Source organism: Streptomyces sp. NPDC050743, from assembly GCF_044456925.1.
Classification (GTDB): domain Bacteria; phylum Actinomycetota; class Actinomycetes; order Streptomycetales; family Streptomycetaceae; genus Streptomyces.
This window is the reverse complement of sequence record NZ_JBITGJ010000024.1, coordinates 19,840-37,933: the sequence shown is the minus strand read 5'-3', so window position 1 is coordinate 37,933 and position 18,094 is coordinate 19,840. Positions and strand designations below refer to the sequence as shown.

The following is an 18,094-nucleotide window of genomic DNA, read 5'->3' as shown; positions in this document are numbered from 1 at the left end:
CCGGCACCTGGCACCTCCCTTGCACACCCACACCCACACCCCACCCCCGCAGGCTCCCCCGCTCGGCGAAGCCCCCCCGCCCCCCTCCGGTTAGGCTCTGGCCAGGACGATGCCGATCCGAGACGTACGCAGGGGAGGCCACGGAGATGACGCCGGGGCGCAGAAGCAGTACCTTCAGCCGCCTGCTCCGGCACGGCTTCACCGACCCTTCCGCCGCGGAGCGCCTCCTGGACGGCCCGGAACTCACCCCCGTCCGCAACGACCCCGTCCTCCTGGAAGCCCTGGGCGCCACCGCCGACCCCGACCTCGCCCTGCACGGCCTGGTCCGCCTCCTGGAGGCACAGGACGGCCAGACGGCCCACCGCGAACTGCTGGACACCCTCATCGCGGCCAAGCCGCTGCGCGACCGCCTCCTCGGCGTCCTCGGCGCCTCCGCCGCCCTCGCCGACCACCTGGCCCGCCACCCGAGCGACTGGCACGCCCTGGTCACCTACGAGCCCCGGGACCTGCACCCGGGCGTCGAGGAGTTCGAGCGCGGCCTGGCCGGGGCCACCGACCCCGTCTCCCTCCGCGTCGCCTACCGCCGCTGTCTGCTCTCCATCGCCGCCCGCGACGTCTGCGGCACCACGGACGTCGCCGAGACGGCCGCCGAACTCGCCGACCTCGCCACGGCCACCCTCCGCGCTGCCCTGGCCATCGCGCAGGCCAACGCCCCCGGGGACGCCGCCGCCTGCCGCCTCGCGGTGATCGCGATGGGCAAGTGCGGCGGCCACGAACTGAACTACGTCTCCGACGTGGACGTGATCTTCGTGGCGGAGGCGGCCGACGGCACCACCGAGGCCAAGGCCCTCACCGCGGCCACCCGCCTCGCCTCGCACCTCATGCGGATCTGCTCGGAGACCACCGTGGAGGGCTCCATCTGGCCGGTGGACGCCAACCTCCGCCCCGAGGGCCGCAACGGTCCCCTGGTCCGCACCCTCTCCTCCCACCTCGCCTACTACCAACGCTGGGCGAAGACCTGGGAGTTCCAGGCCCTGCTCAAGGCCCGCCCGGTGGCGGGCGACGCCGACCTCGGCCAGGCGTACGTCGACGCGCTGGAACCCCTGGTCTGGAAGGCGGCCGAGCGCGAGAACTTCGTGGCGGACGTCCAGAAGATGCGCCGGCGCGTGGTCGAGAACATCCCCGCGTCCGAGATCGAGCGCGAGCTCAAGCTCGGCCCCGGCGGCCTCCGCGACGTCGAATTCGCCGTCCAGCTCCTGCAGCTGGTGCACGGCCGCACGGACCACGGCCTGCGCAGCGGTACCACCCTGAACGCCCTGCAGGCCCTGGCCGCCGGAGGCTACGTCGGCCGCGAGGACGCCGCCCGCCTGGACGAGGCGTACCGCTTCCTGCGCTCGATGGAGCACCGCATCCAGCTCTACCGCCTGCGCCGCACCCACCTCGTCCCGGTCGCCGAGGAGGACCAGCGGCGCCTTGGCCGCTCCCTCGGCCTGCGCACCGACCCGGTGACCGAGCTGATCCGGGAGTGGAAGCGGCACACCGGCGTCGTACGGCGGCTGCACGAGAAGCTGTTCTACCGCCCGCTGCTCGACGCGGTCGCCCAACTCGCCCCCGGCGAGGCCCGCCTGAGCCCCGAGGCGGCCCGCGAGCGCCTCGTCGCCCTCGGCTACGCCGACCCGGCGGCCGCCCTGCGCCACCTCGAAGCGCTCGCGTCCGGCGTGACCCGCAAGGCGGCCATCCAGCGCACCCTGCTCCCCGTCCTCCTCGGCTGGTTCGCCGACTCCGCGGACCCGGACGCGGGCCTGCTGAACTTCCGCAAGGTCTCCGACGCGCTCGGCAAGACCCCCTGGTACCTGCGCCTCCTGCGCGACGAGGGCGCGGCGGCCGAGAACCTGGCCCGGGTGCTGTCGGCGGGCCGCCTCGCCCCCGACCTCCTCATGCGCGCCCCCGAGGCGGTGGCCCTGCTGGGCGACGGCGACGGCGGCGGCCTCGCCCCCCGCGTCCGCGCCCACCTGGAGCAGGAGATCCTGGCCGCCGTGGGCCGCGCGGAGAACGCCGAGCAGGGCGTCACCGCGGCCCGCGGCGTGCGCCGCCGCGAGCTGTTCCGCACCGCCGCCGCCGACATCGTCGGCTCCTACGGCACCGAGACCAGCCCCGCCGAGGCCGACCAGGGCGCCCTCGTGGACCGGGCCGGCGCGGCGGTCTCCGACCTCACCGCCGCCACCCTCGCCGGCACCCTGCGCGCGGTGGTCCGGGACGGCTGGGGCGACACGCTGCCCACCCGGTTCGCGATCATAGGGATGGGCCGTTTCGGCGGCCACGAGCTGGGCTACGGCTCCGACGCGGACGTCGTCTTCGTGCACGAGCCGCAGGACGGCGTGGACGAGCACGAGGCGGCCGCCGCCGCGAACAAGGTCGTCGCCGAGATGCGCCGCCTGCTCCAGCTGCCCAGCGCCGACCCGCCGCTGCTCATCGACGCCGACCTGCGCCCGGAGGGCAAGTCGGGCCCGCTGGTGCGCACCCTGAAGTCGTACGAGGCGTACTACCGCCGCTGGTCCCTGGTCTGGGAGTCGCAGGCGCTGCTGCGGGCCGAGCCGGTCGCCGGGGACGAGGACCTGGGCCGCCGCTTCACCGAGCTGATCGACCCCCTGCGCTATCCGCGGCGCGGCCTCGACGAGGACGCCGTCCGTGAGATCCGCCGGCTGAAGGCCCGTATGGAGTCCGAGCGCCTGCCGCGCGGGGCCGACCCGAAGCTGCACACCAAGCTCGGTCCGGGCGGGCTGTCCGACGTCGAGTGGACCGTCCAGCTGTTCCAGCTGCGGCACGGCTGGGAGCAGCCCGGTCTGCGCACCACCCGCACCCGCCAGGCGCTGGCCGCCGCGCGCGAGGCCGGGCTGCTGTCCGCCGAGGAGGCGGAGATCCTGGACGAGGCCTGGGTGCTGGCGACGCGGGTGCGCAACGCGGTGATGCTGGTGCGCGGCCGGGCCGGCGACACCTTCCCCACCGAGCCGCGCGAGCTGTCCGCCGTGGGCCGCTACCTGGGCTACGGCGCCGGGCACGCCGGGGACATGCTGGACGCGTACCGCCGTACCACCCGCAGGGCGCGCACGGTGGTCGAGGAGCTGTTCTACGGCGACGGAGCGTGAGCTCCGGTGGGGGCCCGGGCGCTCAGGCCCGGGCCGCCGCCCCTTCCGGCTCGCGCTTGCGGACCGGCACCACCCGGGGCAGGGCGTACGGCAGCGTGCCGTACCACACCCGCGCCACCGTGAACCCGAAGGCCAGGCAGAGCATGCCGCCCACGGCGTCCAGCCAGAAGTGGTTGGCCGTGGCAACGATGACCAGCAGGGTGGCCGCCGGGTAGAGCAGGCCCAGCACCCGCACCCACGGCACGGACGCCAGCGCGAAGATCGTCAGTCCGCACCACAGCGACCAGCCGATGTGCATCGACGGCATCGCCGCGTACTGGTTCGACATGTCCTTCAGATCGCCGGAGGCCATCGAGCCCCATGTGTGGTGCACCATCACGGTGTCCACGAAGTGCCCGCCGCGCATCAACCGAGGGGGCGCGAGCGGGAACAGATAGTAACCGAGCAGGGCCACACCCGTCGTCGCGAACAGCACCAGCCGGGCCGCCGCATAGCGGCCGGGATGCCACCGGTACAGCCACACCAGGACGCCGATCGTGATGACGAAGTGCAGTGTGGCGTAGTAGTAGTTCATGCCGATGATCAGCCAAGTCGCCGAGTTCACGGCGTGGTTGACGGACTGCTCGACGGCGACGCCCAGGTGGTGCTCGACCCGCCAGATCCAGTCGGCGTTGCGCAGCGCCTTGCCCCGCTGCTCCGGGACGGCGTTGCGGATCAGTGAGTACGTCCAGTAACTCACCGCGATCAGAAGGACCTCGAACCAGAGCCGGGGCCGGCGCGGGCGCCGCAGCCGGCCGGCGAGACCCCGCACACCTCGCCTGTCCTCACCTGTGACGGCCTGCGGAACGGCCACCTCCTCGCGACCTTCCGACTGCGTCACGGTCGAGTCACTCATAGGCATCAAGTCTGCCAGAAAAGGGTCCTTCGACCGATCATCCCAAGGTCGGGTCCGCCACGCACCTTCTACGACGCACGGACGACATTCGGCGCCGAAGCGGTCGAACCGCGCACCACCAACTCCGGCATGAACACGAACTCGCTGTGCGGCGCGGGCGTCCCGCCGATCTCCTCCAGCAACGTGCGCACCGCGGCCTGGCCCATCGCCGGCACCGGCTTGCGGACCGTGGTCAGCGGCGGGTCGGTGAAGGCGATCAGCGGGGAGTCGTCGAAGCCCACCACCGACACGTCCCGGGGCACTTCCAGACCCCGCTGCCGGGCCGCCCTTATCGCACCGAGCGCCATCATGTCGCTGGCGCACACCACGGCCGTGCAGTCCCGCTCGATCAGCGCGGTCGCCGCCGCCTGACCACCCTCCAGCGTGTACAGCGAGTGCTGGATCAGCTCGGTCTCGATCGTCTCGGCGGCGAGCCCCAACTGGTCCTGCACGGCCCGCACGAAGCCCTCGATCTTGCGCTGCACCGGCACGAACCGCTTCGGCCCGAGCGCGAGCCCGATCCGGGTGTGCCCGAGCGACGCCAGGTGGGTCACCGCGAGGGTCATCGCGGCCCGGTCGTCGGGGGAGATGAACGGCGCCTGCACCTTCGGCGAGAAACCGTCCACCAGCACGAACGGCACGCCCTGCGCCCGCAGCCGCTCATAGCGCTGCATGTCGGCGGTGGTGTCGGCGTGCAGCCCGGAGACGTAGATGATCCCGGCGACCCCGCGGTCCACCAGCATCTCGGTCAGCTCGTCCTCGGTCGAGCCGCCCGGGGTCTGCGTGGCCAGCACCGGCGTGTAGCCCTGACGCGTCAGCGCCTGGCCGATGACCTGGGCCAGCGCCGGGAATATCGGGTTCTCCAGCTCCGGCGTGATCAGACCGACCAGCCCCTCGCTGCGCTGCCGCAGCCGCACCGGGCGCTCGTAGCCCAGCACGTCCAGCGCGGCCAGCACGGACTGGCGGGTGGTGGCGGCGACCCCCGGCTTCCCGTTGAGGACCCGGCTGACGGTCGCTTCGCTCACCCCCGCCTGCGCAGCGATGTCGGCAAGCCGTGTGGTCACGGCACTGGACTGTACCGGTCGTATGTCGCCTTGCACACCGACGGGACGCCGTGCACGAGCGGCCGGACGGCCCGCCCTGGGTTGCTGCCTCATCGGGCTCCCTCGAGTTGGTGGCGGCAAGAGTTTGCAGAGTCTTGCACACGTGTCGTCTCTCCGCTGAGCGGTAACGACAGGGTAACCATCGTGTTCCCTTGCACTTTTTTTCTGCAAGGTCTTTCGCAACGCTTACAACGCTGTTACGTTCCTGGTCGCTCGGCGGCCGCAACGGCGCAGTCGGCATCACACGGGCTAAACCTCAAGGAGAACTCATGCGGCGTGGCATAGCGGCCTCCGCGCTGGTGGCGTCCCTCGCCCTCGCGGCGACGGCCTGCGGCGGCGGGAGCAGCAGCGACAGCGGTAAGTCGGACGGCCCGGTGACCATCACCTGGTGGGACACCTCCAACGCCACGAACGAGGCGCCGACGTACCAGGCCCTGATCAAGCAGTTCGAGGCTGCCAACAAGAACATCAAGGTCAAGTACGTCAACGTCCCCTTCGACCAGGCGCAGAACAAGTTCGACACCGCGGCCGGCTCCAAGGGTGCCCCGGACGTGCTGCGCTCCGAGGTCGGCTGGACCCCGGCCTTCGCGAAGAAGGGCTACTTCCTGCCGCTGGACGGTACCGAGGCCCTCGCCGACCAGGCCAAGTTCCAGCCGAGCCTGATCAAGCAGGCCCAGTACCAGGGCAAGACCTACGGCGTGCCGCTGGTCACCGACACCCTGGCCCTCGTCTACAACAAGGCCCTGTTCAAGAAGGCCGGCATCACCGAGGCCCCCAAGACCTGGGACGAGCTGAAGTCCGACGCCGCCAAGGTTCAGGCCAAGACCGGCCAGTTCGGCTACTGGGGCTCCACCCAGGCCTACTACGCGCAGTCCTTCCTCTACGGCGAGGGCACCGACACCGTCGACGCCTCCGCCAAGAAGATCACCGTCGACTCGGCCGCCGCGAAGAAGGCCTACGGCACCTGGCTGAGCACGTTCTCCGGCAAGGGCCTGCACAAGGCCGACACCACCGCCGACGCCTACGCCCACATCCAGGACGCGTTCGTCAACGGCAAGGTCGCCGCGATCATCCAGGGTCCCTGGGAGATCACGAACTTCTACAAGGGCAGCGCCTTCAAGGACAAGTCCAACCTCGGCATCGCCACCGTCCCGGCCGGCTCCAGCGGCAAGGCGGGCGCCCCGACCGGCGGCCACAACCTCGCGGTCTACGCCGGCTCGGACAAGTCCCACCAGGAGGCGGCGCTGAAGTTCGTGAAGTTCATGACCTCGGCGGCCTCCCAGGAGACCATCGCCCTGAAGAACTCCACCCTGCCCACCCGTGAGGACGCCTACACCGCGCAGGTCAAGGCCGACCCGGGCATCGCCGGCTACCAGGCCGTCCTGCCCGCCGCCCAGCCCCGCCCGGCGCTGCCCGAGTACAGCAGCCTGTGGGGTCCGCTCGACACCGAGCTGCCGAAGATCGCCGGCGGCAAGGAGTCGCTGGACAAGGGCCTGAGCAACGCCGAGGTCGCCATCGCCAAGCTGGTGCCCGACTTCAGCAAGTGACGCCCGGGTGGCCGTCGGATCCTCTCGTCAGGAGGGGAAGGATCCGGCGGCCACTGCCCTGTGCCCGGCCCAACCCCTGATCGTTTTGAAGGTGTCGAACCATGACAGTCGCCATCGACCGCGCGACCGGCAAGCGCCGCGGTGACCGCGCGCCTCGGCCCGGGCTGGGGCAGCGCATCAAGAACGGGTACCAGAGGTACTGGTACGCCTACGCGATGATCGCCCCGGTGGTCGTCGTGCTCGCCGTGATCGTGGGCTACCCGCTGATCCGCGGTGTCTACCTCACCCTCACCGACGCCAACAGCCTCAACTCGGCGCGCACGATCGGCGTCAACCACATCCCGGCCAGCTACAAGTTCATCGGGTTCGGCAACTACAAGGACATCCTGTTCGGCCCGTTGTCGTACGACCGGTTCTGGTCGCACTTCCTGTGGACCGTGGTGTGGACGGCCGCCTGTGTGGCCCTGCACTACACCATCGGCCTGGTCCTCGCGCTCATGCTCAACGAGAAGCTGCGCGGCCGCACCTTCTACCGGGTCCTGCTGGTCCTGCCCTGGGCCGTGCCGACCTTCGTCACCGTCTTCTCCTGGCGGATCATGCTCTCCGACTCCGGAGTGATCAACCAGATCCTGCACGCCGTCCACCTGCCCCAGCCGCAGTGGCTGGAGGACACCTTCTGGCAGCGGTTCGCCGCGATCATGGTCAACACCTGGTGCGGTGTGCCGTTCATGATGCTCTCGCTGCTCGGCGGACTGCAGTCCATCGACTCCTCGCTCTACGAGGCCGCGGAGATGGACGGCGCCAGCGCCTGGCAGCGCTTCAGGCACGTCACCCTGCCGGGGCTGAGGTCCGTCAGCTCCACCGTCGTCCTCCTCGGCATCATCTGGACCTTCAACCAGTTCGCCATCATCTTCCTGCTGTTCGGCCCGACCAGCGCCCCGGACGCCCAGATCCTCGTCACCTGGGCCTACTTCCTGGGCTTCGGACAGCAGCCGCGCGACTTCGCCCAGTCCGCCGCGTACGGCGTACTGCTGCTGTCGATCATCACCGTCTTCACCTCCTTCTACTTCCGCTGGCTGAAGCGCAATGACCAGCTCGCCGTCTGACGCCGCAGGAGCCGCCATGAGCACCACGACCCTCGAAAAGACCGAGGCCGGGCCGGTCCCCGCCGCGCAGCCCCGGCGCCGGACCCCCCGGCGCGGCGAACGCGGCCCGGTCGGCGCCGCCCTCCTGCACGGCGGTCTCGCCGTGGCGAGCCTGATCGCGCTCGCCCCGGTGGCCTGGCTGATCTTCCTGTCGCTCGGCCCCGAGAAGGACGACTACCTGCACCCGGGCAAGATCCTGGGCAAGCTCAGCTTCTCCAACTACAGCTTCGTGCTGGAGCACACCGGCTTCTTCGACTGGTTCAAGTCGACGATGATCGTGGCCGGCGGCACCACCCTGATCGGCGTCTTCGTCGCCGCCACCACCGGCTACGCGGTCTCCCGGATGCGCTTTCCCGGCTACAAGCAGCTGATGTGGGTCCTGCTGCTCACCCAGGCCTTCCCGATCGCCATCCTCATCGTGCCGATGTACGAGATCTTCAGCCAGCTCGATCTCATCGACACCTACTGGGCGCTGATCGTCATCAACTGCACCACCGCCGTGCCGTACAGCGCCTGGCTGCTCAAGGGGTACTTCGACACCATCCCCTTCGAGATCGACGAGGCCGGACGCGTCGACGGACTGAGCCCCTTCGGCACCTTCTTCCGGCTGATCCTGCCGCTGGCCCGCCCGGGCCTCGCCGTCGCCGCCTTCTACAACTTCATCACCGCGGTCGGCGAGGTCGCCTTCGCGACGACCTTCATGCTGGACGACTCCAAGTACACCTTCGCTGTCGGTCTGCAGACGTTCGTCAGCGAGCACGACGCCCAGTGGAACTACATGGCCGCCACCGCGGTGCTGATCGCGATACCCGTGTCGGTGTTCTTCTACCTCGTGCAGAAGAACCTCGTGACCGGCCTCACCGCAGGCGGCACCAAGGGCTGACGCCCCGACCCCCGGGACTCCCGCGCGCCTCACCGCGCGGGTAGGCGGCCGCGGTGTCCATCCGACCCCGCTGTCACCGCGGCCGCCTCGCACCCCCGGTCACCCGCATCCGCCGCCGCACCCACGCGCCCATGAACCGAACTCCGTTACAGACCAAGGACGCCATGAGCCAGCAGCACCCTGCCGCACCGGCCCACCACTCCACCGCCGCAACCGTCGCAGCCGTCGCCGACCGCCGCCGCGACTGGTGGCGGGACGCGGTCATCTACCAGGTCTATCCGCGCAGCTTCGCCGACAGCAACGGCGACGGCATGGGCGACCTGGAAGGCGTACGCTCCCGCCTGCCGTACCTGCGCGACCTGGGCGTCGACGCCGTGTGGCTCAGCCCCTTCTACGCCTCCCCGCAGGCCGACGCGGGCTACGACGTCGCCGACTACCGTGCCGTCGACCCGATGTTCGGCAACCTGCTCGACGCCGACGCGCTGATCCGCGACGCCCACGAGCTGGGCCTCAGGATCATCGTCGACCTCGTGCCGAACCACTCCTCCGACCAGCACGAGTGGTTCAAGCGCGCCCTCGCCGAGGGCCCCGGCTCCCCGCTGCGCGAGCGCTACCACTTCCGCCCCGGCAAGGGGAAGAACGGCGAACTCCCGCCCAACGACTGGGAGTCCATCTTCGGCGGCCCGGCCTGGACCCGGGTGGCCGACGGGGAGTGGTACCTGCACCTCTTCGCGCCCGAGCAGCCCGACTTCAACTGGCAGCACCCGGCCGTCGGCGACGAGTTCCGCTCCATCCTGCGCTTCTGGCTGGACATGGGCGTGGACGGCTTCCGCATCGACGTGGCCCACGGCCTGGTCAAGGCCGACGGCCTGCCCGACCTCGGCTCCCACGACCAGCTCAAGCTGCTGGGCAACGATGTCATGCCGTTCTTCGACCAGGACGGCGTCCACGCGATCTACCGCCAGTGGCGCCTGATCCTCGACGAGTACGCGGGCGAGCGCATCTTCGTGGCCGAGGCCTGGACCCCGACCGTCGAGCGCACCGCCAACTACGTCCGCCCGGACGAGCTGCACCAGGCCTTCAACTTCCAGTACCTCAGCGCGGAATGGGACGCGAAGGAGCTCCGCACGGTCATCGACCGCACCCTGGAGGCCATGCGCCCGGTGGGCGCCCCCGCCACCTGGGTGCTGTCCAACCACGACGTCACCCGGCACGCCACCCGTTTCGCCAACCCCCCGGGCCTGGGCACCCAGATCCGCACGGCGGGCGACCGCGAACTGGGCCTGCGCCGGGCCCGCGCCGCCACCCTCCTCATGCTCGCGCTCCCCGGCTCGGCGTACATCTACCAGGGCGAGGAACTGGGCCTGCCGGACGTCGTCGACCTGCCCGACGAGGTGCGCCAGGACCCGGCATACTTCCGTGGCGCCGGCCAGGACGGCTTCCGCGACGGCTGCCGGGTGCCGATCCCGTGGACCCGTACGGGGTCGTCGTACGGCTTCGGCAGCGGCGGCAGCTGGCTTCCGCAGCCGGCGAGCTGGGGCGAGCTGAGCGTGGAGGCGCAGACCGGTGTCCCCGGCTCGACGCTGGAGCTGTACCGCACGGCCCTGGCCGTCCGCCGGACGCAGTCCGACCTGGGCGCGGGCGAAGCGGTGGAGTGGCTGCGCGCCCCCGAGGGCGTCCTGGCCTTCCGGCGGGGCGAGTTCGTGTGCGTCACCAACACGACCGGCGAGTCCGTGACGGCCCCGTCCTACGGCCGGGTCCTGCTCGCCAGCGGTGAGGTGACCGAGGCCGGGGGCGAGACGAAGGTGCCGGCGGACACCACGGTGTGGTGGACGACCGTGGCCTGACGGCCCTTCTGAAAGTTCTTGCATCAACTTCACAACGGCCCGCTGTCTTTCAGGCAGCGGGCCTTTAACATCTGCGTCACCGCAAGCTTGCTGAAACATTGCAGCAAGCGCCTTCAGCGGTCTTTCCCCAGCCTTCAAGGACGAAGGACCCCCACATGGCACGCAGAACCCTCCCCGCGGCGCTCGCCCTCGCAGCCGCCCTCATGGTTGGCATGAACCCGACCACCGCGGTGGCCTCCCCGCCCGGTACCAAGGACGTCACCGCCGTCATGTTCGAGTGGAACTACGCCTCGGTGGCCCGGGAGTGCACCACCACCCTCGGCCCGGCCGGCTACGGCTACGTCCAGGTCTCCCCGCCCGCCGAGCACATACAGGGCTCGCAGTGGTGGACGTCGTACCAGCCGGTGTCGTACAAGATCGCGGGCCGCCTCGGCGACCGCACGTCCTTCAAGAACATGATCGACACCTGTCACGCGGCCGGCCTGAAGGTGGTCGTCGACACCGTCGTCAACCACATGTCGGCGGGCAGCGGCACCGGCACCGGCGGCTCGTCGTACACGAAGTACGGCTACCCCGGCCTGTATTCGGTCTACGACTTCGACGACTGCATGTCCCCGGTCACCAACTACCAGGACCGCTGGAACGTCCAGCACTGCGAACTGGTCGGCCTCGCCGACCTGGACACCGGCGAGGAGTACGTCCGCAAGACCATCGCCGGCTACATGAACGACCTGCTCTCCCTGGGCGCCGACGGCTTCCGCATCGACGCGGCCAAGCACATCCCGGCGGACGACCTGGCCAACATCAAGTCCCGCCTCACCAACCCCTCCGTCTACTGGAAGCAGGAGGTCATCTACGGGGCGAACGAGGCCGTCCAGCCCTCCGAGTACACCGGCAACGGGGACGTCCAGGAGTTCCGCTACGCCTACGACCTCAAGCGCGTCTTCAACAACGAGAAACTGGCCTACCTCACCAACTTCGGCGAGGGCTGGGGCTACCTCGGCAGCTCGGTGGCCGGCGTCTTCGTCGACAACCACGACACCGAGCGCAACGGCAGCACCCTGAACTACAAGGACGGCGCCAACTACACCCTGGCCAACGTCTTCATGCTCGCCTGGCCCTACGGCGCCCCCGACATCAACTCCGGCTACGAGTGGTCCGACGCGGACGCCGGTCCGCCCAACGGCGGCCAGGTGAGCGCCTGCTGGCAGGACGGCTGGAAGTGCCAGCACGCCTGGCCGGAGATCATCCGCATGGTCGCCTTCCGCAACGCGACCCGCGGCCAGTCGGTGACCAACTGGTGGGACAACGGCAACAACTGGATCGCCTTCGGCCGAGGCAGCAAGGGGTACGTGGCCATCAACCACGAGTCCTCCTCCCAGACCCGCACGTACCAGACCTCGCTGCCCGCGGGCACGTACTGCAACGTGCAGAACAACACGACGGTGACGGTGAACTCCAGTGGGCAGTTCACCGCCACCCTGGGCAGCAACACCGCGCTGGCGATCTATGCGGGAAAGCCGAGTTGCTGAACTGCGACCGCTGAAGCCCCGGTCGCCGCCGTAGCGCGGCGACCGGGCCCCGGCCCGTCGAGGTTTGACGCTGAAACCTCTTGCCATGTGTTTCAAGGCTCTTGCTGTAAACCTTTCGACGGCGATACGGTCGCGCGGGGTCGGACCCAAGGGATCCAAGAGAGCCGCATTCGCTAGGAGTTACCGCCTGTGATACCGAGAGCGAAACGGGCCGCAGCCGTCACCGCCGTGGCCCTGGCCGCCGCCCTGATCCAGCCACTGGCCGCGCAGGCGGCCACCCCGCCCCCGCCTCCGTCGGACGCGAAGCTCGCCGCCGCATCCGCCCGGCACGACGACACCCGCGAGCAGTTCTACTTCGTCATGCCGGACCGTTTCGCCAACGGTGACGCGTCCAACGACAAGGGCGGACTGACCGGCTCCCGGCTCAGCACCGGCTACGACCCCACCGACAAGGGCTTCTACCAGGGTGGCGACCTCAAGGGCCTGACCAAGAGGCTCGACTACATCAAGGGCCTCGGCACGACCGCCATCTGGATGGCGCCGATCTTCAAGAACAGGCCCGTGCAGGGCACCGGCGCCAACGTCTCCGCGGGCTACCACGGCTACTGGATCACCGACTTCACCCAGGTCGACCCGCACTTCGGTACCAACAAGGACCTGAAGACCCTCATCTCCAAGGCGCACGCCAAGGGCATGAAGGTCTTCTTCGACGTCATCACCAACCACACCGCCGACGTCGTGGACTACCAGGAGAAGTCCTACGACTACCTCTCCAAGGGCGCCTTCCCCTATCTGACCGAGGACGGCAGGCCCTTCGACGACGCCGACTACGCGGACGGCAGCCGGAGGTTCCCGGCCGTCTCCGGCGACTCGTTCCCGTACACGCCGAAGGTCACCAGCCGGTCCAAGGTCCCGTCCTGGCTCAACGACCCGACGATGTACCACAACCGGGGCGACTCGACGTACGCCGGCGAGTCCACCACCTACGGCGACTTCTCCGGCCTGGACGACCTGTGGACCGAGCGTCCCGAGGTCGTCCACGGCATGGAGAAGATCTACGAGCGGTGGGTGAGGGACTTCGCCGTCGACGGCTTCCGGATCGACACCGTCAAGCACGTCGACATGCCGTTCTGGACCCAGTGGGCGACCGCGCTCGACAAGTACGCCGCGGCGCACGGACGGAAGAACTTCTTCATGTTCGGCGAGGTCTACTCCGCCGACACGAACATCACGTCCCCGTACGTCACCCAGGGCCGCCTCGACGCCACCCTCGACTTCCCCTTCCAGGACGCGGCCCGCGCCTACGCCTCCCAGGGCGCGAGCGCGCAGAAGCTGGCGAGCGTCTTCGGCGACGACTACAAGTACACGACCGACAAGGCCAACGCGTACGAGCAGGTCACCTTCCTCGGCAACCACGACATGGGCCGGATCGGGTACTTCCTGAAGCAGGACAACCCGAAGGCGACCGACGCCGAGGTCCTGAAGAAGGACGAGCTCGCCAACGAGCTGATGTTCCTCAGCCGCGGCAACCCGGTCGTCTACTACGGCGACGAGCAGGGCTTCACCGGCTCCGGCGGTGACAAGGACGCCCGGCAGACCATGTTCGCCTCCAAGGTCGCCGACTACCTGGACGACGACGAGATCGGCACCGACCGCACCCACGCGAGCGACTCCTACGACACCGGCGCGCCGCTGTACACGCAGATCGCCGAGCTGTCCAGGCTCCGCAAGGCCAACCCGGCCCTGACCGACGGAGTGCAGACCCAGCGCTACGCGGCCGACGGCGCCGGCGTCTACGCCTTCACCCGCACGGACGCCAGGACCGGCCAGGAGTACGTCGTCGCGCTCAACAACGCCGACTCGGCGCAGACGGCGACCTTCGCCACCGGTTCCGCGGACATGGCGTACCGGGGTATCCACGGCGCCACCGGCTCCGTGACGTCCGACGGCGACCGCAAGGTCACGGTCACCGTCCCGGCCGAGTCCGCCGTCGTCTACAAGGCCACCGGCACCCTCGCCCAGCCCGCCACCGAGCCGGCCGTCACCCTCAAGGCCCCGGCCGCCGGAGCCACCGGCACGGTGGAGGTCGGCGCCGACGTCGACGGCGGTCAGCTGAACCGGGTCGTCTTCGCCGCCCAGGTCGGAAACGGCCCGTGGCAGGTGCTCGGCTCCGCCGACCACGCCCCGTACAAGGTCACCCAGACCCTCGGCGAGGACGTACCCGCCGGGACCGCGCTGCGCTACAAGGCCGTCGTGATCGACTCGGCCGGGCACACCACGAGCGCCACGGCGAGCAGCACCACCGGCACCCCGCCCGCGCCCGAGGTCCCCACGGCCTCATCCCGCGACTACGCGATCGTCCACTACAAGCGCACCGACGGCGACTACGGCAACTGGGGCCTGTACGCCTGGGGCGACATCGCCGACGGCGAGGCCACGAACTGGCCGGCCAGCCACCCCTTCACCGGCCGGGACGCCTACGGCGCCTTCGCCTGGGTCAAGCTCAAGCCCGGCGCCTCGAACGTCGGCTTCCTGGTCATCGACAAGGACGGCGACAAGGACGTCTCCGCCGACCGGAGCATCGACGTCACCAAGACGGGTGAGGTCTGGGTCGAGCAGGGGAAGCCGGACGTACTGACGCAGAAGCCCGACTATCCGGCGCAGGACACGACCAAGGCGGTCATCCACTACCACCGCGCCGACGGGAACTACGACGGCTGGGGCCTGCACGTCTGGACGGGCGCCGCGAACCCCACCGACTGGTCGAACCCGCTGAAGCCGGTGAAGACTGATGCCTATGGCGCGGTCTTCGAGGTGCCGCTCACCGCGGGTGCCACCAGCCTCAGCTACATCGTCCACAAGGGCGACGAGAAGGACCTGCCCACCGACCAGTCCCTGGACCTCAAGGCGGGCGGCTACGAGGTGTGGCTGTTGAACGGCCAGGAGAAGTACCTGCTGCCACAGCCGGCGGGCAGCTCTGCCGCCCTCGACCTGAGCACCTCCAAGGCGATCTGGATCGACCGGGACACGGTCGCCTGGAGCGGCGTGGACGGCGCCGCCTCCACCCAGCTGCTGTACTCCCTCGATGGCTCCATCGCCGTCAAGGACGGGGCACTGACCAGCGATGACGAGCGCTGGATCCGGCTGGAGAAGACCACGCTGACCGACGCCCAGAAGGCGCGGTTCCCGCACCTGAAGGACTACACCGCCTGGTCCGTCGACCCGCGCGACCGGGACCGGGTGCGTGCGGCCCTCAAGGGCCAGCTGGTCGCCTCCCAGCGGGCCGCCAACGGAGCCGTGCTGGCCGCGACCGGCGTGCAGACCGCAGGCGTGCTGGACGACCTGTACCCCGCCGCCACCAAGGCTGCGCTCGGCCCTGTCTTCCACGACGGCAAGCCCACCCTCTCCGTGTGGGCGCCGACCGCGCAGAGCGTGGCGCTGGAGCTGGACGGCTCCACCCACCCCATGCACCGCGACGACACGACCGGCGTCTGGTCCGTCACCGGCCCGGCGTCCTGGAAGGGCAAGCCCTACCGGTACGTCGTCAGGGTCTGGGCGCCCAGCGTCCGCAAGATGGTGACCAACAAGGTCACCGACCCCTACTCGGTCGCCCTGACCGCGAACTCCGAGCGCAGCCTCGTCGTCGACCTGAACGACAAGGCCCTCGCCCCGAGCGGCTGGTCGGCCCTGCGCAAGCCCAAGGCCGTACCGCTGAAGGACGCGCAGATCCAGGAGCTGCACATCCGGGACTTCTCCGTCGCCGACAAGACGGTCCCCGCGAAGGACCAGGGCACCTACCTGGCCTTCGCCGACAAGGGCAGCGACGGCTCCAGGCACCTGAAGGAGCTGGCGAAGTCCGGCACGTCGTACGTGCACCTGCTGCCCGCCTTCGACATCGCCACCATCCCCGAGAAGAAGGCCGACCAGGCGAGTCCCGACTGCGACCTGGCCTCCTACGCGGCCGACTCCGACAAGCAGCAGGAGTGCGTGGCGAAGACCGCCGCGAAGGACGCCTACAACTGGGGCTACGACCCGTACCACTACACGGTCCCCGAGGGTTCGTACGCCACCGACCCGGACGGCACCGCCCGTACGGTCCAGTTCCGCACGATGGTGCAGTCGCTGAACGAGGACGGCCTCCGGGTCGTCATGGACGTCGTCTACAACCACACGGCGGCCAGCGGCCAGGCGGACACCAGCGTGCTGGACAGGATCGTGCCCGGCTACTACCAGCGGCTGCTCGCCGACGGCTCGGTGGCCAACAGCACCTGCTGCTCCAACACCGCCCCCGAGAACGCGATGATGGGCAAGCTGGTCGTGGACTCGATCGTCACCTGGGCCAAGGAGTACAAGGTCGACGGGTTCCGCTTCGACCTCATGGGACACCACCCGAAGGCCAACATCCTCGCTGTCCGCAAGGCCCTCGACGCGCTGACCCCGGAGAAGGACGGCGTCGACGGCAAGAAGATCATCCTGTACGGCGAGGGCTGGAACTTCGGCGAGGTCGCGAACGACGCCCGCTTCGTGCAGGCCACCCAGGCGAACATGGCCGGCACCGGCATCGCCACCTTCTCCGACCGTGCCCGTGACGCGGTGCGCGGCGGCAGCCCCTTCGACTCCGACCCCGGCATCCAGGGCTTCGCGTCCGGGCTGTACACCGACCCCAACTCGTCCACGGCGAACGGGACGAAGCAGGAGCAGAAGGCGCGCCTCCTGCACTACCAGGACCTGATCAAGATCGGCCTGACCGGAAACCTGGCGAAGTACCACTTCACGGACACCGACGGCAAGGAGGTCACCGGAGCCGAGGTCGACTACAACGGCTCGCCCGCCGGCTACGCGGACGCGCCCGGCGACGCCCTCGCCTACGTGGACGCGCACGACAACGAGTCGCTGTTCGACGCCCTGGCCTACAAGCTCCCGAAGGACACCTCCGCCTCCGACCGGGCCCGGATGCAGGTCCTGGCGATGGCCACGGCCGCCCTGTCACAGGGGCCGGCGCTGTCCCAGGCGGGCACCGACCTGCTGCGCTCGAAGTCGCTGGACCGCAACTCCTTCGACAGCGGGGACTGGTTCAACGCCATCCACTGGAACTGCGCCGACGGCAACGGCTTCGGGCGCGGACTGCCCATGGCGGCCGACAACCAGTCCAAGTGGGACTACGCCAAGCCGCTGCTCACGACCGTCAAGGCGGGCTGCGAGCAGATCACCGGCACCTCCGCCGCCTACCAGGACCTGCTGAGGATCCGGACCACCGAGAAGGCGTTCTCGCTCGGTACGGCCGGGCAGGTGCAGGACCAGCTGTCCTTCCCGCTGTCGGGGAAGGACGAGACCCCGGGGGTCATCACCATGAAGCTCGGTGACCTGATCGTCGTCTTCAACGCCACGCCGGAGCGGCAGGAGCAGAAGGTCGGTGACCTGGCAGGGACGTCCTACCGGCTGCACCCGGTGCAGGCCTCCGGTGCCGACCCGGTGGTGAAGACCTCCTCGTACGCGGCCGGCTCGGGCACCTTCAGCGTCCCGGCGCGGACCGTGGCCGTGTTCGCGCGGGCGGCGAAGTAGGGTCGGGGCGTCGTCGTAGAACAGGAGCACCCATGCCGCAGATCACCGTCGACTACTCGACCCCGGTCGAGGACCACTTCGACCTGGACGGCTTCGCGCGGGCGATGCACGAGGCGACCGTCGAGATCGCCGCGGCCAGGCCCGAGGCGTGCAAGACGCTGTTCCGGTACAGCGACTGGCGGGCGTTCGGTTACGAGGACTCCGAGCGACACGCGATCTTCCACGTGACCATCGGGCTCCTCGCCGGACGCAGCGACGAGACGAAGGAGAGGCTCACGGAGACGACGCTGGACCTGCTCCGGAAGTACGTGCAGCCGGAGGACGGGGTCACCCTGCACGCCTCCGCCGAGGTCCGCGACCTCGACCCCTCCTACCGGAAGTTCGAGCGCTAGAGG

The 18,094-nt window shown here is 69.8% G+C and carries 10 protein-coding genes; 8 read left to right on the top strand and 2 right to left on the bottom strand.

Going from position 1 to position 18,094, the window contains the following annotated elements:
• Nucleotides 1-146 precede the first annotated feature (146 nt).
• Nucleotides 147-3,146 (top strand): bifunctional [glutamine synthetase] adenylyltransferase/[glutamine synthetase]-adenylyl-L-tyrosine phosphorylase, encoded by a 3,000-nt coding sequence (locus tag ACIBJF_RS23205; RefSeq protein WP_399176273.1) that lies wholly within the window; start codon nt 147-149, stop codon nt 3,144-3,146.
• A 22-nt stretch (nt 3,147-3,168) separates the two neighbouring features.
• Here ACIBJF_RS23205 and ACIBJF_RS23200 read toward each other — a convergent pair whose 3' ends face one another.
• Together ACIBJF_RS23200 and ACIBJF_RS23195 are read right to left on the bottom strand one after the other, a co-directional pair.
• A complete protein-coding gene (locus ACIBJF_RS23200) occupies nt 3,169-4,041 on the bottom strand; it encodes a phosphatase PAP2 family protein (protein ID WP_399176271.1) in 873 nt (290 codons plus the stop codon).
• Nucleotides 4,042-4,109: 68 nt separating this feature from the next.
• Entirely contained in the window at nt 4,110-5,144 is a 1,035-nt protein-coding gene (locus ACIBJF_RS23195) for a LacI family DNA-binding transcriptional regulator (RefSeq protein WP_399176269.1), read from the bottom strand.
• Between the two features lie 308 nt (nt 5,145-5,452).
• Between ACIBJF_RS23195 and ACIBJF_RS23190 the strand changes: the two genes are divergently transcribed.
• The 7 genes from ACIBJF_RS23190 to ACIBJF_RS23160 all read left to right on the top strand — a co-directional run bounded on the left by ACIBJF_RS23190 (nt 5,453) and on the right by ACIBJF_RS23160 (nt 18,091).
• Nucleotides 5,453-6,730: an extracellular solute-binding protein gene (locus tag ACIBJF_RS23190; protein WP_351798406.1), complete on the top strand. Its 1,278-nt coding sequence runs from the start codon at nt 5,453-5,455 to the stop codon at nt 6,728-6,730.
• A 101-nt stretch (nt 6,731-6,831) separates the two neighbouring features.
• Nucleotides 6,832-7,836, top strand: a complete 1,005-nt coding sequence (locus tag ACIBJF_RS23185; RefSeq protein ID WP_399176267.1) for a carbohydrate ABC transporter permease — start codon at nt 6,832-6,834, stop codon at nt 7,834-7,836.
• A gap of 16 nt (nt 7,837-7,852) precedes the next feature.
• The gene (locus tag ACIBJF_RS23180; protein ID WP_399176266.1) at nt 7,853-8,758 is read left to right on the top strand and encodes a sugar ABC transporter permease; all 906 of its coding nucleotides are present in this window, start codon (nt 7,853-7,855) and stop codon (nt 8,756-8,758) included.
• A 164-nt stretch (nt 8,759-8,922) separates the two neighbouring features.
• Nucleotides 8,923-10,605 carry a glycoside hydrolase family 13 protein gene (locus tag ACIBJF_RS23175; RefSeq protein ID WP_399176264.1) on the top strand — a complete coding sequence of 561 codons (1,683 nt, stop codon included), beginning with the start codon at nt 8,923-8,925 and terminating at the stop codon, nt 10,603-10,605.
• Nucleotides 10,606-10,760: 155 nt separating this feature from the next.
• Nucleotides 10,761-12,137, top strand: coding sequence for an alpha-amylase family protein (locus tag ACIBJF_RS23170; RefSeq protein WP_399176263.1), 1,377 nt, complete (start codon nt 10,761-10,763; stop codon nt 12,135-12,137).
• Between the two features lie 189 nt (nt 12,138-12,326).
• On the top strand, nt 12,327-17,699 hold the full coding sequence (gene pulA / locus ACIBJF_RS23165; protein WP_399176261.1) for a pullulanase-type alpha-1,6-glucosidase: 5,373 nt from the start codon (nt 12,327-12,329) through the stop codon (nt 17,697-17,699).
• A gap of 32 nt (nt 17,700-17,731) precedes the next feature.
• On the top strand, nt 17,732-18,091 hold the full coding sequence (locus ACIBJF_RS23160; RefSeq protein WP_351798422.1) for an isomerase: 360 nt from the start codon (nt 17,732-17,734) through the stop codon (nt 18,089-18,091).
• Nucleotides 18,092-18,094: the final 3 nt, after the last annotated feature.